The organism is Bremerella volcania (assembly GCF_007748115.1).
GTDB classification, from domain to species: Bacteria; Planctomycetota; Planctomycetia; order Pirellulales; family Pirellulaceae; genus Bremerella; species Bremerella volcania.
This window is the reverse complement of record NZ_CP036289.1, coordinates 5420014-5442307: the sequence shown is the minus strand read 5'-3', so window position 1 is coordinate 5442307 and position 22294 is coordinate 5420014. Positions and strand designations below refer to the sequence as shown.

The window sequence follows — 22294 nt, the reverse complement described above, 5'->3', positions numbered from 1 at the left end:
AGGAAGACCGACTGGTGGTCCTCCTTACGTTGATTTCCGCTGGCTGAGTGTTAGCGCGAGCCGAAAGGAAACGAACTCACCAGCGGCGGCAGATAGCTCGACATGTAGTACGCCTTGGGAGCGGACATCTCCAGCATCTTATCGAAGCTCAGGGCCTGGTTCTGGGCGAGACCCAGGTCGAACAGGGCGACCGGTTCTTCATAGGTGACCACGCGAGTCTTCTTCGAGTCGATGTCGGCCAGTTCGGCGGCACGGTCGATCGCTTCTTCGATGAAACCGATCTTGTCGACCAGCCCGTTGGCCAGGGCCTGGTTGGCGGTAAAGATTTCGCCGGTCGCCAGGACGTCGAGTTTTTCAGGATCCTTCTCAAACGCCGGGCGACCTTCCTTGACGATGTCTTTGAAACGCGTGAACGCCTGGTTCACGTATTCCTGCAGGATCTCCCGATGTTCTTCCGGCATCTCGCGGGTCATCGTCAGCATCTGCTTACGAGGGTGGCTCATGATCGAGTCGTCCTCGATGTGGTACTCTTCCATCAAGCCGGAAACGTTGTAGTGAGGAATGATCACGCCGATCGAACCGGTGGTGGTGGTCGGTTCGGCGTAGATCGAGTCTTCTTCGTCTTCGACCGCCATCGCCACGTAGTAGCCGCCTGAGGTCGCCATCGCGCCCATGCTGACGACCAGCGGAATGTCGCGTTCTTCTTTGAGCTTCTTCAGGTGATGCAGGATATAGTCGGAACCGGTCACCGTGCCGCCGGGCGAGTCGACGCGAACGACGACCGCTTTCACGTCTTTGTCTTCCCGCACCAGGTCGATCTGTTTGCGGACGTAGCTTTGGCCTTCCATGATGACGCCGGTGACGTTGATCACGGCGATCTTGTCGCTGGCGGTCTTGCTGCCTGCGAAGTACTTTTCCGATACCCCTTCGGTCGTGTTGTAGTAGCTGGCCGAACTGATCATCATCCCGAGAATGATCGGCACGCAGAAGAACAGTCCCAGCCAGCCAATCGCTGCCAGAATCCGCCATAAGATGCTGCCGGAGTGGTTGTTCTGGATGATGATCGGTTGAGGTTGGTTGGGAATCGGTTGGACCATGTCCGAGGAATCTTGATTAGCCATATTTCGCAGGTCCTGCCTTGCTGAATGAGGAATCGATCTTCGAAGGCCTGCGCCAAAGGGGGACGACAGGCACTGATATTCTACGTTCCGCTGAAACTGGGGCAATTTGAGGGGGCAAATCTCCCGGCAAATGAGGCAAATTGGGGGCAGGTTGGGAGTCTGGTGTTGTCAAATTGCCCCTAATCCCGGTAAGCTACGCCGGATTGTAGCAGATCTGCGTTTATCCCTACCTGAACATCCCCAGGCAAGTGAAGGAGTCGAGCCGTGTTCGTTTCCGCGTCGACCGAGTGTTTTCCCGAGTTACCCCTGCGTGATTGCATGGAAAAGCTGGTCGATTTAGAGTTCAGCGCCGTCGATATGACGCTGGATGAAAACAGCGAACATCTGCGCCCCTCCGATGTGCTTAACAATCTGCAGCGCGCGATCGACATCTGTCACGACACTCAGCGGCTGGTGATTTCGAACTTTCGCTTGCTATCCACCGCCCAAGGCAACGATCGCTACACCGAGTACGAGGCGATCTGCAAGTTGGCCAAAGCGGTCAAAGTCGCTTCGATCACCGTCCCCAGCGGCGAGTTCGGTACCCCCTTCAACGAAGAAGTCGAGCACCTCCGCGAATTGGTCGCGATTTCCGCCACCGAAGGGATCGTCACCAGCATGCACACGCACGTGGGTTGTCTCTCGCAGGACTGCGATACGATTCAAGTGCTGTGCGACAATGTGAAAGGCCTTGGCATCACGCTCGATCCGAGTCACTTCATCTGCCGCGAAGACGGAGCCAAGAGCTACGACAAAGTTCTCAAGTACGTCCGCCACGTCTACCTGCGCGATACCAGCAAAGATGCCATGCACGTCCGCGTCGGCCAAGGCGAAGTAGAATACGGCCGCCTGATTCAACAGCTGGAACAAATCGGCTACAAACGAGCCCTCACGGTCCACATGCCCCCGCTCCCGGACACCGATCAAATGGCCGAAATGCGAAAAATCCGCCTTTTGTTGGAAAGCTTGCTGTAAGCACGAATCACGGCAGCATCTCTTACCCCAAAGCGGCAATCGAAGAAACCAGTTCAAACCAGCGCATACATTCATGTCCCCTCTCCCCCGAGGGGAGAGGGTCAGGGTGAGGGGTTATCCCCGCCGGTATGAAAGCGCATGCGCGGCCTATGTTCGCGATAGGCTCGGAACTCTTGACTGGCGGTCTTAGGTAAAGGTCGTTCAACAAACCCTCACCCTAGCCCTCTCCCTGCGAGGGAGAGGGGACTGGAATCACGGCGGCCCGCGTTCGTTAGCCGTTTCGACTTGCTGTGTTTCCATCTCAGACGCCATGTCCGCGTGGACACGCTTTTCGATCGCACGAAGCACGCGTTTGCGTCGTGTGGGCGTGATGATCTTCTTGGCTTCGGCTCGGGAGATTACTTGGGGCGGCGTTTCGCTTGCGGTTGCTCTTCGCTCGAAGCCTCTTTCACCGGTGCGTTGAGTTCTTCTTCTAACGCGTCGATCTCGGCCTGCTTCGCGGTGATCTCCTCGATCAACTGCAGGTTGAGCTTTTTCATCCGGTAGAACATCCACGCGTACAATCGTGCGGCTTCGTACGTGAGCGGCTCGCGCAGCGGCTGCCGCAGTCGGTACCGTTTTCGTTCCTCGTAACGCGTCACTGCGTCGCGTTCGCGGGGCACGCGGTATTCGCCTGAGTCACTCCGCGAACGTTTGGGCGTTAAGCCATTGGGCACCAGGGGAGGATCGATTTCGGGGAACTCGTACGCGTTGATTTCCGGATCGATTTCGACCACGATGCTGTCGGCCCGGTAGTGCGGTCGATCGGGGTCGAACGCTTCGACAGGCGGGTCCTTGCTAGGAACGTCCTTCGCCATCGCAGCCTGAAACGCGGCTTCCTCCTGGGCCTCTTGCCGGCGGATGATTTCGTTGAGCGTGGCCGATTGCGGCCGCGGCGTTCGCTTCGGAGGAGCCATCTTCGGCGGCCAGAATTTCTTGGGCTGCGACTCGTTGGCCGGCTCTTCCTGCAAGATCATCAACACCTCTCCGCAGCAAGGGCAGAGCAGTCGATTCCCCTCGCGCACGGCAACCTGCGGAGCGTGCGCTGATGCGTTCGCTCCGTGTGTTTCAGGTTGTGGTGCGTGTTGATGGGACAAGACGTTTGAGTGTGTTGAAGGTGTTGGGATTCAAAAATAAAGCTATGGACGTGAATCCCTCCGAGCCCCAACGGGGCGGCAGATAATAGCCAGGGGCGTGAGCCCCTGGTCCTGGATGCACGACGAATGGTGAGCCCCAACGGGGCGACAGAATCATGAATGACACATAGGTTCTGTCGCCCTTTCAGGGCTTGTTTTTTTCTGGTCACCTACCAGGGGCTGACGCCCCTGGCTATTCTCTGTCGCCCCGTTGGGGCTGAAACGGCAGGCCCACGCGAACGCGGGCTTGGCACCCGGGAAGCGTGATTGCTTCGTCGGGTGTACGTGCAATTTAGAGGACTAGCGCTTCAGTGAGATAGTGCGCGCGGGAAAAATTTTTTTGACCACGGATGACGCGGATGGGAATGAATCGAGGCCAAGTACCAACTTCGCACTGCCGGGGGCGGCAGTGGCACCCGTTCTCAAGCGTTCCGATCCGTGTTCATCCGTGCCATCCGTGGTTGGTCTTCTCTTTTTGCATTCGAGAAGTTGGTACCCGGTTTGCCCTTCACCCTGGCCTTTTCCCGGAGGGGCCAGGGGAGTGGAATTTAAATAGCGGCGTCGATGGCGGTTAGGGCTTCGCCGCAGCTTCCGGGGATTAGCATATCGGCGATCGTGTCGAGGCCCGTTTCGTCGCGGTTGATGATGACCAGTTTCGCGCCGTTGCGTTTGCCTGCTTCAGGCAGGCCTGCGGCTGGGTAGACGACCAGGGACGAGCCCACCGTGATGACCAGGTCGGCTTCCTGGCACCACCGGAGCGCGCGATTGAGCGTCAACTCTGGCAGGACCTGGCCGAACGAGACCGTCGCGTGTTTCAAGCGGCCATCGCCACACTCCGGGCACAAGGGCACTTCGTTCGTTTCACGAAACTGCGTGACGAAAGGATCGACCGGTGATCGCCAGTCGCAGTCCAGGCAGGTCACTTCCCGCGCGGTGCCGTGCAGTTCAAGCACATTCTGGCTGCCAGCGATTTGATGCAGGCCGTCGATGTTCTGCGTGATCACGCCGCGGATTCTCCCCTGCTCTTCCCACTTGGCGATCGTTTGATGGCCGATGTTCGGATCGGCGGCTGCGAACGCGACGTGCGCTTCGATCTTCTGCGTCCAGTATTCGTGACGTGCCTGGGCCGATCGGCAGAACTCGTCGAAGTAGACGGTGCGGTACTTCGACCAGACGCCCCCAGGGGAACGAAAGTCAGGGATGCCACTCTCGGTGCTGATTCCGGCGCCGGTGAACACGACGGCAGATTTCGCGCGGCGAAGCCAGTTGGCGGTCAGCTCGATATCGGAAGACATGCGTGTTTCCCCAAAAAAGTGGATTCAATTGGCTCATCGTACCGTCGATCGGTGGGGGAAGTCTTGTAATTGCCATAGAGTTATGGCATCTTCAACGAAATCTTTCTTGAAGAAAAGAAAGCTTTTCGTACGACTCCCCTGCCCTGCCCCAGCTAGTCGAGATCCCCGGAATGATTCCGCTAGATATCTCTCTTTTCGCTCAATCCACCATCACGCCTGATCAGTATTCGCTGCTTTGCTTGTTCGTCGGCATGGCAACCGTGCTTGGCCTGATCATTTTTATGCGGGCCAATGCTTTTTTGGCCCTGATCACCGCGGCCATGGTTGTCAGCTTGATGGCCGGTGGTGCGATCCAGGATAAGTTCTCGCGAGTTGCTTCGGCATTCGGCGGAACGGCTGGTGGCGTGGGCATTGTGATTGCCTTGGCGGCGATCATCGGCAAGTGCATGTTGGATAGTGGCGCCGCGGACCGCGTGGTTCGGGCATTTATGTCGGTCTTTGGTGAGAAACGTTCGCCGATCGCATTGATGGGAAGTGGTTTCGTGCTGGCCGTGCCGGTGTTTTTCGATACGGTCTTCTACTTGCTCGTGCCGCTGGGGCGGTCGATGTTTCGCAAGACGCAGAAGAACTACTTGCTGTATGTGATGGCCATTGCAACGGGCGGTTGTATCACGCATACGCTCGTGCCGCCGACGCCTGGCCCGCTGGTCGTGGCCGATCAGTTGAATGTCGATAAGGGGCTGATGATCTTGATCGGGGCGATGATCGCTTTTCCGGCTGCGTGCGCGGGGCTGTGGTTTTCGTCTTTCATGAACCGCTTGATGCCGCTGCCGATGCGTCCTTTGGGGAGCGAGCCAGAACCGGAAGCGATTCCCGACGACAAGCTGCCTTCGCTGTGGATTTCGCTGGCCCCGGTTTTGTTGCCGGTGATTTTGATCTCGACCAATACAGTGCTCACCACGATGGCCGACGCGGAACGTGCCGCTCAGCTTCGCGAAGGGGATATTGCCGACTGGAGCGCGTTTCGTAGCCGTATTCAAAACGACGAAGCGGCCGACGCCGAGACCAACTTCGGCAAGCATGTCCTCGCTACCATTCGCGGCGACGGAAGTGATGCCGAACGTGCACGCATTGTCGAGTTGCTTCTGCAAACGGGCGACCTGAATGGTGAAGAACAAAACGAACTTCGCGCAGGTTTGAATCGCTACTTGCTACTGGACAAAAGTTTTCCCAAGAACCGGGATGCGTTTCTGGGGATGAAGCTTTCCAGCACGGCCATGTCACTGGCAGGTGCGAACCCGGCCCGCATGGCGCCGGTGACCGCCGAGCGGATGAACCGCGAAGTGCTGCAGTCGGCCTACGACTCGGACGTGCTGAAGCCGTACGCGTGGGAGACCCGGACGCGAGAAGCGGCCAACGTGACGTCGATGTTGGGGGATCCGAACTTCGCCTTGTTGATCTCGGCCGTCATTGCCATGTGGACGTTGGCCGTACAGCGGTCGTTGTCGCTGAAAGAGTTGGCCACGTCGGTCGAGGTCTCGCTGATGAGTGGCGGTTTGATCATCTTGATCACGGCGGCGGGTGGGGCGTTCGGTGCGATGCTGACGGTCGCGAACGTGGGGGACGCGATTCAGAACATGTTCCCGGTCGGGTCGGACGCCGCTTCGGCCAAGCTGATGATTCTGTTTCTCGGCTTTGGGATTGCTTCGGTCCTGAAGATCGCTCAAGGCTCGAGCACCGTCGCGATGATCACCTCGAGCGGGATGCTGGTGAGCCTGGCCAATCCCGAGGTGCTCGGTTTTCACCCGGTCTACCTGGCGGCCAGCATCGGGGCTGGGTCGCTGTTTGGTTCGTGGATGAACGACAGCGGGTTCTGGATCTTCGCCAAGATGAGCGGTTTAACCGAGGTCGAAGCGCTCAAGACATGGACGCCGCTATTGATGGTGCTGGGAGCCACCAGCTTTGCCATGGCGGTGCTAATGGCCATCGTTCTGCCGCTGGCATAGTTTGCCGAGACGGTTTGATTCCGCCATCAATGCTGGCATTTCAGGCCATTTTCAGGCGTTTTTTGCCCGGAAACGAACCTTTTGAGGGCCTCCTGCATACAATACAGTGCGATAGGAAGCCCATTTGCAGGATCGGTTCAGGAAGTACCGCAGCGCCAGGAAGCGCGATCGACGCAAAACTCGAAATTAGGCTCAACCCGATCGACCGGAACCCGGGAGTCAGGCTGTAGCGTTTCTAGGGAAAATATCCCGCCAAAAAGAGTCGTCGATTTTTTGACCAGGGCATTTTCGTGATCTATAGTGGACTGGGTCGAAATGATGGCCCGTCCTTCACGAGATTTACTCCCCCCCAGTTGCCGGTACTTCGACCCGCTATCAGCCCTTGCCAAGTTCTTCTTGGGGCTGATTCATATCGCGTCGTCGCTGGTGACGTTGGACACTGGACGCTGCGACGGATCATGCACACAGTACATAAATCAACCAAGTTGGCGATTGCTCTCCTGATCGCCCTGCTCTCTTTGGTTCCGGCGACTGTCTACGGTCAGATCCGGATTCCCGACGAAGCTCGCATTGACGAGACCGCCGTTCGCGAAGTCATCGCCAATGGCGAACAGCTCGAACGCCAAGGCCGTTGGGGTGAAGCGTTGACCTTCTACGAAGATGCCCTGCGCCTGCACGGCTTTGATTCCAGCGTGCAGCGAAAAGCGAACCTCGCACGACTGCACTACGACGTTGGCCGCCGTTACACCGATCAAAGCTTTGTTCGCTCGATCGATACGATGTCGCGCGACGACGCGCTGCGACTGTATGACGAGGTGCTGCGTAAGGTTCAGGCCAGCTACGTCGACTCGCCCCGCTGGAGCGACGTCAGCCGCGAAGGCGTGAAGCAACTGGACGTGGCTCTGAAAGAAGAGGTCTTCCATAAGAAGAACCTGAAGGACGCCGATCGCAATCGCATCGAACAAGTTCGCCGCCTGTTGAACGAGAACGTCAACTGGCAGAACGTCAGTTCGCCGCAGCAAGCGGTCGAAACGGCCAACTACGCCGCCGAACTGATGTGGCAAAACCTGGGCGTGAAGCCGACCGCCACGATCCTCGAATTCGCCTGCGGAACGGCTGCTTCGCTCGATCCTTATACCAGCTTCCTTACCCAAGATCAGCTGACCGAAGTCTACTCGCAGATCGAAGGGAACTTCGTCGGTCTGGGCGTCGAACTGAAGGCCGACTCAGGCAATCTGTTGATCGTGCATGCCATCGACGGCAGTCCAGCCCACCAGGCAGGCATCCGCTCGGGCGATCGCATCATTGCCGTCGACGGTCACCTGACCGAAGTGATTTCGACCGACAAAGCCGCTGACATGCTCAAAGGCCCGATCGGTTCAAGCGTCCGCGTCACCGTGGTCAGCCCGAACCAGCCAGCCCGCGACATGATGGTGCGTCGCGATCGCGTCGAAGTGCCGAGCGTCGACAACGTTCACATCATCGATGACGAGTCGAAGATCGGCTACCTGAAGATCACCAGCTTTCAGAAGAACACCCCGGCCGATCTGAGCCAGGCCATGTGGAAACTGCATCGCGATGGGATGCGGGCCCTGGTAATCGACCTTCGCGGGAACCCAGGCGGTTTGCTGACGGCGGCTGTCGACATGGTCGACTTGTTCGTCGAGCAAGGGACCATCGTCTCGACCCGCGGCCGCAACGCTCGCGAAGACTTCGACTATACCGCTCACATGCCAGGTACCTGGCGAGTCCCGCTGGTCGTGCTGATCGACTCGAACTCGGCCAGTGCCAGTGAAATCTTCGCCGGTGCGATTCGTGATCATCGTCGCGGAACGGTCGTCGGACAGCGTAGCTACGGCAAAGGCTCGGTGCAGGGGATCTTCCCGCTGGCAACCGCCGGAACGGGGCTTCGCCTGACCACCGCCAAGTTCTTCTCCCCCAGCGGACGAGCGATCAGCCGAAACGGGGTGGTGCCGGACGTGAACGTTCGCGTCGCTGGCAAGCCGGATCTTTCCGAAGTGAAAGCCGCCGTCGAACAGGCTACTTCGCAGGCCGATCCGGTAATGGATGCTGGCCTGGTCGCTGCCAAACAACTGCTGGGCGTGCCTGGTCTGTCGACCCGCACGCAAGATCAGCGATAACGCGATTGGTCTCTTTTTACTGCCACACGTGGGATGCAGTGTTTGCTTGGCAACACGGTGTCTGGTTGGCGACGCCTGGGCTGGCCGCTACGATTAATTGGGTTGGGTAAGCCGCGCAAATAGCGGCTCGGCACTCTGCTCGTATGACTCGTGGCGAAGGCCTCGTATCTTGTTGTTCCAAAAGCTGGGGAAGTTCGTTGTCCGCTATCCCATTGCCATCCTTTGCTTTTGGACGGTATTGGCGCTTGCGGCGGCGGTTTTGCCGCCGCATTGGAACGATGTGACGCTCGATGGCGACTTGGCGTTCTTGCCTGCCGGTCTGCCGAGCGTCGAAGCCGAACGCCTCTTCCGCGAAGCCTTTCCACAGCGTCAGGCGAAAAGCCAGTTGGTGTTTGCCATCAGCCGGAAAGACGAGCCCCTGACCGAGGATGATCTGCGTTTCGCGGACAAGATGGCCTCGCCGCTGCAAAACGTCCAAGGGGTGATGCTGTACCAGGCGGCGATCGCTGCGGAGGCTTCCCAGAGCAAACCACCCGAAGACGAATTGCCGACACCGGTGCAGCAGGTGATGGCCGCGTGGGAAGAGTCGGCGCTGCTCGACTCGAAGAACTGGCAACCGCTGTGGAACATGGCCTTCGCCAGTCAGCAGTATGGGGATGACGATGCTGGAAAACAGTATCGCGAGCAGGCAATTGCGTTGCGTCCGGAGCTGAAACAGGAAACGCTCGAACTCGTTCCGGTCGATCCAATCAACTGGAATCAGTTCGACGTTCTTACGCGGCACACACTGGTTCGCGGCGACATGCTGACCAGCAAGAACGGACATGCCGTGCTGATCGTGGTCGAGTCGCGCAACGAATTCATGGCCACCGACAATATCCGCGTACTGCAGGAAGCGACCCAGTACGTCGAAACTTGGCGCACCCGGGCTCAGGAAGCGGGGCTCACACATTTAGATATTGGTGTAACCGGTAACGCGGCGATTGGTGGCGAAATGCTGATGGCGGCCAAAGAGAGCATCGCCAATACCGAGCTTTACACGATTTTGCTGGTGATCATCATCCTGCTGCTGATTTACCGCACGCCGATGCTTCTGACGGTACCGCTGCTTTCGATTGCGGTGTCGTTCATCATTTCGTCGTGGCTGGTCGCGCTGCTCACGCAGGTACACTTGCTTCCAGGGATGGATTGGTTCGACTTCAAGGTATTTAAGACGTCACGAATCTTTATCGTGGTGATCTTGTTCGGGGCAGGGACCGACTTCTGTTTGTTTTTGATAGGTCGCTACCGAGAGGAACTGGCCCGCTGCCGCGATCATGACTGGGCGATCGCTAGGGCCTTGGCCGGGGTAGGGGAGGCCTTGACGGCCAGCGCGATGACGACGGTGGTCGGGCTGGGGATGATGTTCTTCGCCGATTTCGAGAAGTACCGCAACAGCGGCCCGGCGATCGGGCTTTGTCTGCTCATCACCCTATTGACCTGCCTGACGCTGGCCCCGGCGATCATGCGTTTTATGGGGCAGACCATGTTTTGGCCGTGGGGAGATACGCGGCAGTTCGTCGAGAAAAGCCGACCCGTGTCGGCGGGTTGGTGGGAACGCATTTCGCAGTTGGTATGTTCGCGGCCAGGTCTCACATTGACGGTCGTGGTGCTGCTACTTGGGATCGTCGGTTTTCCGAGTCTGTACAAACGAATCACCACCGGCCGGGCGGTTGAGGTTTCGTACGACTTGTTCGGCGATCTCGATGACGACCGCATGGCGAAGCAGACGGCGCTACGTATTCGGAATTATTTTCCACTCGGGGAAAGCGGGCCGCTGACGATCCTGGCGGTGAACCCGGCTGGCCAATTCATGGAAACCCAAGGGCAGGCCATCACCAACCAGCTTGCTGTGACGATTTTCAACACCGACGACGACGTTGAACGCGTTTTTACCAGCGAGCAGCCGCTGGGGGATCGCCCGGTTTTCACGTTTTCGTCGCGCGGGCGGCAAATCTTGATGCTCAAAAATCATAGCCGGACGAAAGAGTTCTTCCTGGCTCAGGAGCCAAAGTGGAGTGGGCAGATCGCTTTGTTCCGTGTGCTGACCGATCGCAATCCGTTTTCCAACGAAGCGATCGCGCTGATGGACCACATCGAGACCAACTTGCAGGAAGAGATTGCCACGTTGCCGCCTCCCTGGAACGAAACGAAGATCTACATCCAAGGAACGACGCCATCGATTCGCGACCTGATGAAGGTCACCACGCAGGATCAAAAGCGGATCGAGTTGGGGGTGATCGTGGCGGTGTTTCTCGTGCTGCTGGTGATCCTGCGGCGGCCGATGGTGTGCGCGTACATGATCCTCTCGGTGCTGTTCAGTTACTACGTCACGCTGGGCATCACCGAACTGTTTTTCCGCACCGTCTATGCCGATTCGTACCAGGCATTGGACTGGAAGGTGCCGTTGTTCTTGTTCGTCATTCTGGCGGCGATCGGTCAGGACTATAACGTCTACCTGGCGACGCGGGTGTTTGAAGAGCAGCGGCGACTGGGGCTGCGCGATGGGCTATTGCGCGGGATGACGACCACTGGCGGAATTATTACCAGTTGCGGTCTGGTGATGGCCGGGACTTTCGCGTCGATGTGCATGGGAACGCTGCTCGGGGTGATTGAAATTGGATTTGCCCTGACCGTCGGCGTTTTGCTCGATACGTTCGTCGTCCGCACGATCATGCTGCCATGTTTTCTCGCGTTGATGAATCGCTTTTCAGACGATGAAGTTCTCACGCAAGCCGGGAAGCCACCGGAATAAAATCTTTCGGTCTCATTGAATCGCGGCAATGAAAGCGCCATATTGTTGATTCATGCAGGAATCGTGACGCCACTTAGCTCTTGCGTGCTGGGTGGTGTCTCGGTTCCCGATCTTGCCTGCCCCACGTCACCACCAAGTTGAAAGGGAGCCCCAATATGACGCCGAAAGAAGTCTTAGCCCTGTGCCGTGAAAACGATGTGAAAGCGGTCGATTTCCGCTTCATGGATTTCCCCGGTCTGTGGCAGCATTTCACCATTCCGGTCAGCCACTTAAGCGAAGATACCTTCGAAGATGGCCTCGGCTTTGACGGCTCCAGCATCCGCGGCTGGCAGGCGATCAACGAGAGCGACATGCTCGTGGTGCCGCAGCCTGATACGGCCTTTGTCGATCCATTTACGCAGTTGCCCACGCTCGTTCTGATCTGCAATATTCAAGATCCGATCACGCGTGAAGATTACTCACGCGATCCGCGCAACGTTTGTCGCAAAGCGGCTAACTACTTGAAGAGCACCGGCATCGCCGATACCTGTTTCATCGGTCCGGAAGCGGAGTTCTTCGTGTTCGACGACGTCCGCTTCGACCAACGCCCGCAGCACGGTTTCTATTACATCGACAGCGTGGAAGGGGAGTGGAACCGCGGCCGGGATGAAGGGCCAAATCTCGGTTACAAGCTGCGTCACAAAGAAGGTTACTTCCCGGTGCCGCCAGCCGACTCGCTCATGGATCTGCGGAACGAGATGATGCAGACGATGATCGAGTGCGGTTTGAACGTCGAGGCCCAGCACCACGAAGTATCGACCGCCGGTCAGTGCGAAATTGACATGCGGTTCAACGAGATGGTGAAGATGGCGGACGATCTTTTGATCTACAAATACGTGATCAAAAACGTCGCCAAGAGAAACAACCGCACGGCCACGTTCATGCCCAAGCCGGTCTTCAGCGATAACGGCAGCGGCATGCACACGCACTTCTCGTTCTGGAAGGATAACGAGCCGTTGTTCGCAGGCAGCGGCTACGCAGGCCTCAGCGAGACGGCGCTGCATGCGATTGGCGGTCTGCTGAAGCATGCCGCGGCGGTATTAGCGTTTACCAATCCGACGACCAATAGCTACAAGCGATTGGTGCCGGGGTACGAAGCCCCGGTCAACCTGGCGTACTCGCAGCGGAACCGCTCGGCATCGTGCCGCATTCCGATGTACAGCCCCAGTCCGAAGGCGAAGCGGGTGGAATTCCGCTGCCCCGATCCGACCTGTAACCCGTACCTGGCATTCGCCGCGATCACCATGGCCGCGATCGACGGGATTCAAAACAAGATCGATCCCGGCCAGCCGCTGGACAAGGACATCTACGACTTGCCGCCGGAAGAAGCGGCCGCCGTGCCGAAGACGCCAGGCTCGCTGGATGAAGCATTGGATGCGCTCGCGGCCGATCACGAGTTCCTATTGCGCGGCGACGTGTTCACGAAGGACGTGATCGAAACGTGGATCGAGTACAAGCGAAAGAACGAAGCCGACGCGATTCGTCTGCGTCCGCATCCTTATGAGTTCTGCTTGTATTACGATATTTAAGAAGAATTCCTCACCCTAACCCTCTCCCTTCGAGGGAGAGGGGACTGGATGAGGTGGATCACCTGCACTCGCTTCAACTAGTGACGGTTGGAACAATCGTCTAACTGGCGGTGGTTTGGGCGATGTTCTCGGGGGTTACCGGTGAGATGACCCCTTTTTCGGTGATGATCCCGGCGATGAGTTCGGCCGGGGTCACGTCGAAGGCCGGGTTGTAGACTTGGACGTTTTCCGGGGCCGTTTGTTTGCCCATGCCGTGGATGATCTCGACCGGGTCGCGCTGTTCGATGGGGATGCCGTCGCCGTTGGGTAGCGTGAGGTCGAACGTACTGATCGGCGCGGCGATGTAGAACGGAATGCCGTGCGCCTTGGCCAACAGGGCCACGCCGTACGTTCCGATCTTGTTGGCTGAATCCCCATTGGCGGCGATGCGATCGGCGCCGGTGATGACCGCGTTGACGCGTCCTTCTTTCATGACCTGGGCGGCCATGTTATCGCAGATAAGCGTCGCCGGAATGTCGCGCTGCACCAGTTCCCACGCCGTCAGCCGCGAGCCTTGCAGGAGCGGTCGCGTTTCGTCGACATAGACGTGGATGCTCTTCCCTTGGTCGTGGCAGGTAAACATGACTGCCAAGGCCGTGCCGTAGTCGGCAGTGGCCAGGCCGCCAGCGTTACAGTGGGTGAGGATGCCGTTGCCGGACCCGATCAACTCGGCGCCATGGCGGCCTATGGCCCGGCACACCTGGCGATCGTCTTCGTGAATGAAGCGGGCTTCGGCCAGCAGTGCCTGATGAATGTCGGCAGGGGACTTGCCAGCCTCTTTCTCGGCGGCGTAGGTGGCCTTCAGTCGATCGAGGGCCCAGAACAAGTTGACCGCGGTGGGGCGGCTGCCTGCGAGGTACTCGACCACTTCGTGGAAGCGGGCCTCGAACTGGTCGGCCGATTGGTCGACGGCCGTTTGCAGACCGACGATGACTCCATAGCCAGCAGCGATTCCGATTGCCGGTGCGCCTCGGACACGCAGCATCTTGATGGCTTCCCATACCGTTTCGACATCGCGGCATTCGATATGAACCAAGTCGACCGGCAGCTTGGTTTGGTCGATCAGGACGAGATGACCGTCCGTTTCCCCGACAAAGCGAATCGGATCGGGGGCAGTCGTGTGGGGTGTGGAAGTCGTCATGGTTAAGCAGTCAGGGGTTGATAGGGAAGATCGAAGGTACCGGCAACCGCCTCGTTGGTGACTTTGCCGGTATGGATATTCAGGGCCGTGAGAAGCTCAGGCGAACTTGCCAGCGACTTCTCGATCCCTTCGTTCGCCAGGCGAAGCGCCCAGGGGAGGGTGACGTTGCACAGGGCGAAGGTACTGGTGCGACCGACGGCGCCTGGCATGTTGGCGACGCAGTAGTGCAGCACGTCGTCGACCAGATAGGTCGGATCGCTGTGAGACGTTGGTTTCGAGGTCTCGATGCAGCCCCCTTGGTCGACGGCCACGTCGATGATCACGCTCCCAGGCTTCATCAGCTTGAGGTCTTCTCGAGCTACCAGCATGGGGGCTTTCGCCCCAGGAATCAACACCGCACCGACCACCAGGTCGGCCAGCTGCAGTTGATGACGGATCACGTGTCGATCGCTGAACAGCACGTTGACGTTGGGTGGCATCACGTCATCGAGGTACCGCAAGCGGTCCATGTTGATGTCGAGGATGTTCACGTCGGCGTTGAAGCCTGCGGCGATCTTCGCGGCGTTTGCTCCGACGATGCCACCACCCAGGATCGTGATATGAGCCGGTGCCACGCCAGGCACGCCGCCCAGCAGGATGCCTTGCCCCATCTGCGGCTTTTCCAGGTACTTGGCACCTTCCTGGATGCTCATGCGTCCGGCAACTTCGCTCATGGGGGTTAAGAGAGGAAGCGTGCCGCGGCGATCGCGAAGGGTTTCGTATGCCAGGCAGATCGAACCGGAGTCGATCATCCCTTGGGTCAGCTCTCGACTGGCGGCGAAGTGGAAGTAGGTAAAGACGATTTGTCCGGGGCGGATCAGCGGGAACTCTTCCGCCTGCGGCTCTTTGACCTTCATGATCATGTCGGCGTGGGCGAAGACTTCTTCGGCCGAATCGACGAGTCTGGCCCCTGCTTCCAGGTACTGCTCGTTGGTCAATCCCGAGCCGATCCCGGCGTCTTTCTCGATGACGACGGTGTGCCCGGCGCGCACCAGTTCTTCGGCACCAACCGGCAAGATAGCGATGCGGTACTCGTCCTTTTTGACCTCTTTGGGAATGCCAACGATCATCTGATGGTCTCTACGTTTGTTTCAATAGTTTGAGTGCGATGCGCAAATTCATAAGGGGCACTCGTTATTGAAACATGTCCACGCAGATGTGGACATGCACCCAGGGGACGGAATTACGAGAAATCTCGCCACTGTTTTCTTATAGAAAGAATCGATTTCTTCTAGGCAGTCGATCAGGCTTCTTCGTTGGCGTCGTCGTACTGCTCGATGACGGAGCTATCTCCACCTTCATCGATTTCCGGCAGGAATTCATCGGACGCTTCTTCCTCGAACTCCGGTTTGCCGACCTTGCCGAAGTCGTCCCGCTCGTCCGAGGATTCGCGCTTCTTCAGGTAAAGCTTGATTGGGACCTCGGGGAAGGGGACCGCGTCGCGGAACGAGGAAATCAGGTACCGTTGATAGCTCTGCGAGAACGCCTTAGGCATGTTCACCATCAGCACGAAGGTCGGGGGCTGAACCCCAACTTGCGTGGCGTAGTAGACCTTCGGCTTGCGATTCTTATGCAGCGGTGGTGGGTGGTGGGCGATGATCTCTTTCAAAATCCGGTTCAGTTCGCCGGTGTTGATCCGCGAAAGAGACTGCTTGTACAGCATCTGGGCGTGGTTGAGCAGCGTTTTGACGTTCTTGCCCGTTTTCCCGGTGATAAACGCGATCGGCACGTGCGACATCATCGGGAATGTCTCGTGCAGGTAGGTCGCCCAGCGTTCGGTCGGCATCTGGGTGTTGTACAAATCCCACTTGTTGACCACGAAGATGCACGGCTTGAATTCGTCGCTGATATAGCGGACCAGCTGCTTGTCGACCTTGCTGATCTGCTGCGAGGCATCGAAGAACATTAGCGTCATGTCGGCATGGCGGATGCTTCGCTCGGCTCGGTGGGTACTGTAGTAGTCGATATCGGTCTTCACGCTCACGCGGCGGCGAAGCCCTGGCGTATCGATGGCGACGAACGACTTGCCGTCCATCTCGAAGCGTACGTCGACGCTGTCGCGGGTCGTCCCGGCGACCTCGCTGACGATCATCCGATCGGCTTGGGCGAGCGTATTGACGAAGGTGCTCTTGCCGACATTACGGCGACCGACGATCGCGACTTTCATTTCCGGCAGGCCATCGGAGTCTTGCGGAGCTTCCATGTCCGGAAGGCGATCGGCGATGACGTCGAGCAGATCGCTTTTGTTGCGATTTTGCAGGGTGCTGACGGCGACCAGCTTTCCGCGGCCGAGACGGTAGAACTGATCGGCTTCGACGTCCATGTGAGGCGCGTCGGCCTTGTTGGCGACCAGCACAACCGGCTTGTCGATCTTGCGTAGCCGCTGGGCGACTTGCTGGTCCAAGGGTAGCATGCCACTGCGGACGTCGACCACGAACAAAATGACGTCGGCCGAATCGATCGCGATTTGGATCTGGCGTTCGATTTCGTCGGTGAGATTATCAACGTCATTCACGCCGATTCCGCCGGTATCGACGATCTCGAAGAAGCGGTCGTTCCACTTCTGGAGATGAACCATACGATCTCGGGTGACGCCGGCGACGTCGTCGACGATGGCGAGCCGACGCCCGGCCAACCAGTTAAAGATACTGGACTTACCGACGTTCGGGCGACCGATGATAACTACTTGGGGTACCGCCATAGGGGCAGAATTCAATCAGAGGTGCGAGTATGGATGACAGGAAAGCATGAATTACTTACCCTAATATGGTTTATGTTCATTTTACGTGCTAGGTCTCGCCTGAGTAAGGGAAAACTTCTTAGCGTTCCCATTCCTGCGCGAATTCTCAGTACCCAAGCCACCTCATCCACTAGGCAATATCCGGCATGGACGAGCCTGAAATTCGCCGCGTTCTTCTTCAACAGGCCCAGGCCTGGCGGTCGTCGGGTGTGGAGCTAGTCGCCAAACAGGCCGGGCTCGATCTTCCCGTTACGCCAGTCGAACCACCCCCAAACGAACCGGAAATCCCCGCACCGCAAGGAGTCAGCGAGATGCCTAAGCCGAAGAAGACCGAGACCATTTCGGCAGCGAAACCGGCGGTGAAGCCTGTCGCGATGCCCACGCTGCCCAGTTCTTCGGACGAGCCTTGGCTGGCTGCGTATGCCAAGCTCTCGGCAGCCAGGCGGCAGGAAGAACTCGATCAACTGAAAGCGACCGTGGCAGGATGTACGCTTTGCGCAGAGTTGGCGAAAACGCGAACGCAAACGGTCTTCGGGGTTGGTAGCCCGACGGCGCGGATCGCTTTCTTTGGCGAAGCCCCTGGAGCGGACGAGGATCGACAGGGAGAGCCGTTCGTGGGACGAGCAGGCAAGCTGCTGACCCAGATCATCGAGGCTTGCACGTTCCAGCGAGGGGACGTGTACATCCTGAACACGCTCAAGTGCCGCCCGCCGGGCAATCGAAATCCGAGCACGGAAGAAAATGAGAACTGTCGTCCCTACTTTGAGAGACAGTTAGAAATCATCCAGCCGGAGTACATCGTTTGCCTGGGACGATTCGCGATCACGAACCTGCTTCAGTCGACCGCCCCGATCGGTAAGCTCCGCGGCAAGTTTCATCCGTACCGCGGCAGCAAGGTCGTGGTGACGTATCACCCGGCGTACCTGCTGCGCAATCCTTCGGCCAAGAAGGACGTCTGGGAAGACATGAAGATGATGCTGAAGGACATGGGAATCGCGATTCCCAAACCGGCGAAGTAGGGGACGTCTACTGCGCGGCTTCTGCTTCGGCGTCGATTTCTTCGGGCGAAAGCGGATCTTTCAGCAGCTCGTGAATCAGCTTTCGAAGGTCGCGAACCTTGACCGGCATCGTCATGATGGCTCGGTTTTCGCCCAATTCGGCAGCATCGCGAATCGCTGTCTGGCGTTCCTTCACGATCAACACGGCCGGTTTGTCCTTGGTGTGGATGTCTTCGGCGAATTGATTGAAGCCTTCCAGTGCTGCCTGTCCCATGTCGATCGCGCTGAACACGATGATGTCGGCCGGGGAAGAATCTTCGGCGAAACGGCTTAAAGCACGCTGAGGATCGCTGATCACCAGGACGCGGTAGCCATACTTCTTCAGGCGGTCACGCAGGATATTCTGCATTTCCATGTTCGATTCGACGATCATGATCGTCTTATTGTAGCCTTCGAACTGCTTGGCGATGCGGGCTTCGTTTTGTGCTTCGAGCTTTCCGCGGATTTCGCCTGCGGTGGAATCGTCGCCGAGTTCTAACCGTTTGGCGGCCATCTTCAGATCCATCAGCATCTGACCGGTCGTCTGATAACGGCGATCGGGGTTGGTTTCGATCGCTTTGAGCACGACGGAAGCCACCGAACGCGGCAGGTCCGGGGCGACCTTGGCAATCGGCTCGATGTTCAAGTAACGACTGGCCGCCAAGCGTTTCTGTCGGTCACGCGTTTCATACAGAGGAAGCAAGCCGGTCAGCATGTGGTAGTAGATCGCTCCAGCGAAGTAGATATCGCTGCGTGGATCGTCACGCGGGGCGTTGGTCGCGATTTCGAGACCGGCGTAGTCGACCGTACGAGGGTTCGTTGCCTGGCCATCTTCGTTGACCTGTTCGGCAAATGCGGCCAGACCAAAGTCGACGAGCTTGGCACGGCCACGCGACGAGATGAGCACGTTCGACGTCTTCAAGTCGCGGTGCGTCAGGCCACGTTCGGCGGCGTAAGCCAGGCCCGAGGTGATGTCGATCATCAGTTGGGTGGCTTCTTTCGGGCTGAACTTGCCTCGAATCCGCAACAAGTCACGCAGGTTTTGCCCTTCGATGAACTCAATAATTAGGAAATAGCTGGTTCCCTGCTGGTACATCGACGTTTCGGAGTGCACCTCGTAGATCGGGCAGATGTTCGGGTGACGCAGCCCCTTGCCAAGTTCCCCTTCGGTCATGAACTGCGAGGCACGCTTGGGATCTTCGCTGAAACGACGCCGCAGCACCTTGGCGGCCACCACTTTGCCGGTGTCCTTGTGCACGGTTCGGAAAACCCGCGCGAAGGTACCAGTACCAATCAGGTACAGAACCTTATAGTCGCCGTAGAAGTACCCGGTACGCAGGCCTTTGACGACGCGTTCGACCTGATAATTGGTCAACAGCTCTTTACGGAGCATCAGATTCTGGAATTCACCCAACGAGACTTCTCGCGTTCCCAGTTCGCTCCAGACCTGTTCGACCTGGCGATGTTCGAGGAGATTGAAGTCGATAACGCGCTGCGCAAATTCTTCAGCGGTAAGATCTGCCATAAAATCTTCCTGGGCCCTCACCGTCCAGCAGCGATCAGGGCACCTCTTCCGTCTAGGTAAGAATGCGGGGATAAGACTTTTCTGTTCCGCTCGTTATGTTATTCGACTTTTAACATGAAAGCAAATTCCAGACGCCTAAATTAATTTCGGCGACCAATAACTCAGATGGGTGGATGCCATCATAACCGTCAAGGTCGTCAAATTTTCTTGCTGGTTTCGTAAGTCTTGGCGATTAAATAGGTTCCGGTTGGTCCATTTTCTGTCGTGGCAGATTGTGCCTCTGGAACTCCAAGCCAAAAAATGCCAAGATGTGACCGTTTACGGACGGACTGCTGCCCTGTCCACCGGTCGTATCGTGCTTTGGGACCCAAGCGAGCAGGCAAAATGGGAAAGCGGATTGCAGTTGTTCTGGCTGCTGGTAAAGGGACCAGAATGCAGTCGGAGATGCCCAAGGTGCTGTTTCCAGTCCTGGGGCGTCCGATGATCGAGTATGTCCTGGACGCTCTAAGAGAGGTCGGGGTCGAGAAGATCGTCTGTGTCGTTGGTTACCGAGCCGAGGATGTGCAAGAGGCCCTCAAGTCGCACGACGACATCGTCTTCGTCCAGCAGACCCAGCAGCTTGGAACGGGCCATGCCGTTCAGATGTGCCTGGATGAGTTGAAGTCTACCGACGGCAGCGTGGTGGTGTTGGCTGGAGACTCGCCGCTGGTTCAGTCATCCTCGCTGGGTGAACTGTTCGAAGCCTTCGAGGCCGATGGCCACGCTTGCCTGTTGGGAACGCTCAAGCGGGACGATCCGACCGGTCTGGGCCGCATCGTTCGGGATGACGCAGGCGTGTTTGAAGGGATCGTCGAAGAGAAAGACGCCACGCCCCAGCAGCGGACCATTACCGAAGTGAACATGAGCACCTATGTGTTCCAGGCTCCTCGGTTGGTCGAGGCCCTTTCGCGACTCACCAACGACAATGCCCAGGGTGAGTATTACCTCACCGATTGCCCCAAGATTCTCAAAGGGCTGGGAGACAAGGTAGACGCCCTTCCGGTCCTCAAAGCATGTGAAGCGTACAGTATTAATTCGCGCGAGCAGTTGGCCGAGGTAGAGCGTGTGATGGCGGAAATTGGTTACAATAAGTCCTGACGGAAGTGGTTTGAGGGGCGATGGCCCCTTTTTTGGTTCGTAGCACCTTTTTCGACAACTCTCAGCCGGTTGCCCAGTTTACGTCATGCGTGAGATCAAAATCTTTAGCGGTCGCGCTAACCAAAAGCTTGCCGAAGATGTCTGCAACTTCCTGCATCTAAAGCTGGGGCGAGTTTCTCTGGGCGAGTTCCCCGATGGTGAAATTCAATGCAAGATCGACGAAGACGTCCGCGGTCGCGACGTTTTCCTCGTGCAGCCGACTTGTCCGCCGGTGAACAATAATCTGATGGAATTGCTGGTGATGATCGACAGTTGTCGACGGGCCAGTGCCGAGCGTATCACCGCGGTGATCCCCTATTACGGCTACGCTCGTCAGGACCGCAAAGACGAAGGTCGCGTGCCGATTACTGCCAAACTGGTCGCCGATCTGATCACCAGTGCGGGAGCGGACCGGGTGCTGACGATGGACCTGCATGCCGCTCAGATCCAGGGCTTCTTCAACGTTCCGGTCGATCACCTGAATGCCTCGCCGGTGCTGAATCATTACTTCCTGAGCTTGGGCGTTCCGACGGAAGATTTGTGCGTGGTCAGCCCCGATGCTGGCAGCATTAAACGCGCCGTGACCCACCATCGCCGACTCAACGGCGAATTGGCGATCGTCGACAAACGCCGCACCAGTGCCCACGAAACGACGACCAAAAACATCATCGGCGGGCCGGTCGAAGGGAAGATTGCCGTGATCTTCGACGACATGATCAGCACGGCAGGCTCGATCTGCGGTGCGGCCAAGGTCGTGCATAAGGCCGGCGCAAGAGAGATTTACATCGCCGCCACCCACGGAGTGCTTTGCGGTCCGGCCGTTGCCCGTCTGCAAGCCGCACCGATCAAGGAACTGATTCTGACCGATACGATTCCGCAGAAATCGCAGGACCTGCTGACCAACATGCGGGTGCTATCGGTTGCTCCACTTCTGGGGGAGGCGATCAAGCGAATTCATAACGACGAGTCGATTAGTGCCCTGTTCCGCGAGAACATTGCCTAATCCTCGTCGCTTTTCGAGGCCTTCGAGCCGGTTTCACGGCGAAAGACGGCCACGACGTCCTCGACCGGGACGACAAACAGCTGGTTGTCGGTCTCGAAGTCGACCGGAATCGCTTCCTTCGGGTGGAAGAGGATCTTATCGTACTGACGAAGCGGAAAGTCTTCGTCATTTTCGATTTGGGTCGAAATGGCCACGATTCGCCCGGTAATCGTCGGGATCTCGGCTTGATCCGGCAACGCGATGCCCCCCTTGGTCGTCCGTTTCGGTTCATCCTTGCGAACAAGAACGCGGGCACCGATTGGTTCGACGTACTCGATGACTTTACTGCGGGTCGATTTGGCCATGGATTTCCGTTTTCAGGGTTGCGATCAGGGGGCAAAAAGGGGCTCTGTTCAATTGTTCTTAAAGAAAAGAGATTAGCAATCCCCCGAGACGATTCGGCTTCCCGGTGTTCGTGCCGCGTATGGCAAACTTTATCGG

Annotated in this window: 16 protein-coding genes; 8 read left to right on the top strand and 8 right to left on the bottom strand. The window is 57.8% G+C overall.

Features of this window, described 5'->3' with window-relative positions; genetic code table 11:
• Positions 1-50: 50 nt before the first annotated feature.
• A complete protein-coding gene (sppA, locus tag Pan97_RS21665; RefSeq protein ID WP_196782178.1) occupies positions 51-1121 on the bottom strand; it encodes a signal peptide peptidase SppA in 1071 nt (356 codons plus the stop codon).
• 264 nt (positions 1122-1385) lie between these two features.
• On the opposite strand from sppA, the gene Pan97_RS21660 reads away from it, so the two are divergent.
• The gene (locus Pan97_RS21660) at positions 1386-2135 is read left to right on the top strand and encodes a sugar phosphate isomerase/epimerase family protein (protein ID WP_144976261.1); all 750 of its coding nucleotides are present in this window, start codon (positions 1386-1388) and stop codon (positions 2133-2135) included.
• A 398-nt stretch (positions 2136-2533) separates the two neighbouring features.
• Here Pan97_RS21660 and Pan97_RS21655 read toward each other — a convergent pair whose 3' ends face one another.
• Both Pan97_RS21655 and Pan97_RS21650 read right to left on the bottom strand, forming a co-directional pair.
• Complete coding sequence (locus Pan97_RS21655) at positions 2534-3151, bottom strand: hypothetical protein (protein ID WP_144976259.1); 618 nt, start codon at positions 3149-3151, stop codon at positions 2534-2536.
• Positions 3152-3858: 707 nt separating this feature from the next.
• Positions 3859-4605, bottom strand: coding sequence for an SIR2 family NAD-dependent protein deacylase (locus Pan97_RS21650; protein WP_144976257.1), 747 nt, complete (start codon positions 4603-4605; stop codon positions 3859-3861).
• Between the two features lie 170 nt (positions 4606-4775).
• Here Pan97_RS21650 and Pan97_RS21645 point away from each other — a divergent pair, with 170 nt between their 5' ends.
• From Pan97_RS21645 to glnA, 4 genes are all read left to right on the top strand, one after another.
• Positions 4776-6611, top strand: a complete 1836-nt coding sequence (locus tag Pan97_RS21645; protein WP_196782177.1) for a GntP family permease — start codon at positions 4776-4778, stop codon at positions 6609-6611.
• Positions 6612-7069: 458 nt separating this feature from the next.
• A complete protein-coding gene (locus Pan97_RS21640; RefSeq protein WP_144976255.1) occupies positions 7070-8752 on the top strand; it encodes a S41 family peptidase in 1683 nt (560 codons plus the stop codon).
• A 169-nt stretch (positions 8753-8921) separates the two neighbouring features.
• A complete protein-coding gene (locus Pan97_RS21635; protein WP_165698903.1) occupies positions 8922-11546 on the top strand; it encodes an MMPL family transporter in 2625 nt (874 codons plus the stop codon).
• A 155-nt stretch (positions 11547-11701) separates the two neighbouring features.
• Positions 11702-13114: a type I glutamate--ammonia ligase gene (glnA, locus tag Pan97_RS21630; RefSeq protein WP_144976251.1), complete on the top strand. Its 1413-nt coding sequence runs from the start codon at positions 11702-11704 to the stop codon at positions 13112-13114.
• Positions 13115-13214: 100 nt separating this feature from the next.
• On the opposite strand, the gene mtnA is transcribed toward glnA, so the two are convergent.
• The 3 genes from mtnA to der all read right to left on the bottom strand — a co-directional run bounded on the left by mtnA (position 13215) and on the right by der (position 17034).
• Positions 13215-14294, bottom strand: a complete 1080-nt coding sequence (mtnA, locus tag Pan97_RS21625) for an S-methyl-5-thioribose-1-phosphate isomerase (protein WP_144976249.1) — start codon at positions 14292-14294, stop codon at positions 13215-13217.
• Positions 14295-14296: 2 nt separating this feature from the next.
• Positions 14297-15403 carry an alanine dehydrogenase gene (gene ald, locus Pan97_RS21620; protein WP_144976247.1) on the bottom strand — a complete coding sequence of 369 codons (1107 nt, stop codon included), beginning with the start codon at positions 15401-15403 and terminating at the stop codon, positions 14297-14299.
• A gap of 173 nt (positions 15404-15576) precedes the next feature.
• A complete protein-coding gene (der, locus tag Pan97_RS21615; RefSeq protein ID WP_144976245.1) occupies positions 15577-17034 on the bottom strand; it encodes a ribosome biogenesis GTPase Der in 1458 nt (485 codons plus the stop codon).
• Positions 17035-17219: 185 nt separating this feature from the next.
• On the opposite strand from der, the gene Pan97_RS21610 reads away from it, so the two are divergent.
• Positions 17220-18092: a uracil-DNA glycosylase gene (locus Pan97_RS21610; RefSeq protein WP_144976244.1), complete on the top strand. Its 873-nt coding sequence runs from the start codon at positions 17220-17222 to the stop codon at positions 18090-18092.
• Between the two features lie 7 nt (positions 18093-18099).
• On the opposite strand, the gene Pan97_RS21605 is transcribed toward Pan97_RS21610, so the two are convergent.
• Positions 18100-19635 (bottom strand): protein kinase domain-containing protein, encoded by a 1536-nt coding sequence (locus Pan97_RS21605; protein WP_144976242.1) that lies wholly within the window; start codon positions 19633-19635, stop codon positions 18100-18102.
• 384 nt (positions 19636-20019) lie between these two features.
• Here Pan97_RS21605 and Pan97_RS21600 point away from each other — a divergent pair, with 384 nt between their 5' ends.
• Together Pan97_RS21600 and Pan97_RS21595 are read left to right on the top strand one after the other, a co-directional pair.
• The gene (locus Pan97_RS21600; RefSeq protein ID WP_144976240.1) at positions 20020-20772 is read left to right on the top strand and encodes a sugar phosphate nucleotidyltransferase; all 753 of its coding nucleotides are present in this window, start codon (positions 20020-20022) and stop codon (positions 20770-20772) included.
• Between the two features lie 85 nt (positions 20773-20857).
• Complete coding sequence (locus tag Pan97_RS21595) at positions 20858-21814, top strand: ribose-phosphate diphosphokinase (protein WP_144976239.1); 957 nt, start codon at positions 20858-20860, stop codon at positions 21812-21814.
• Here Pan97_RS21595 and Pan97_RS21590 read toward each other — a convergent pair.
• Positions 21811-22158 carry a co-chaperone GroES gene (locus tag Pan97_RS21590; RefSeq protein WP_144976237.1) on the bottom strand — a complete coding sequence of 116 codons (348 nt, stop codon included), beginning with the start codon at positions 22156-22158 and terminating at the stop codon, positions 21811-21813. The genes Pan97_RS21595 and Pan97_RS21590 overlap by 4 nt on opposite strands.
• Positions 22159-22294 lie beyond the last annotated feature (136 nt).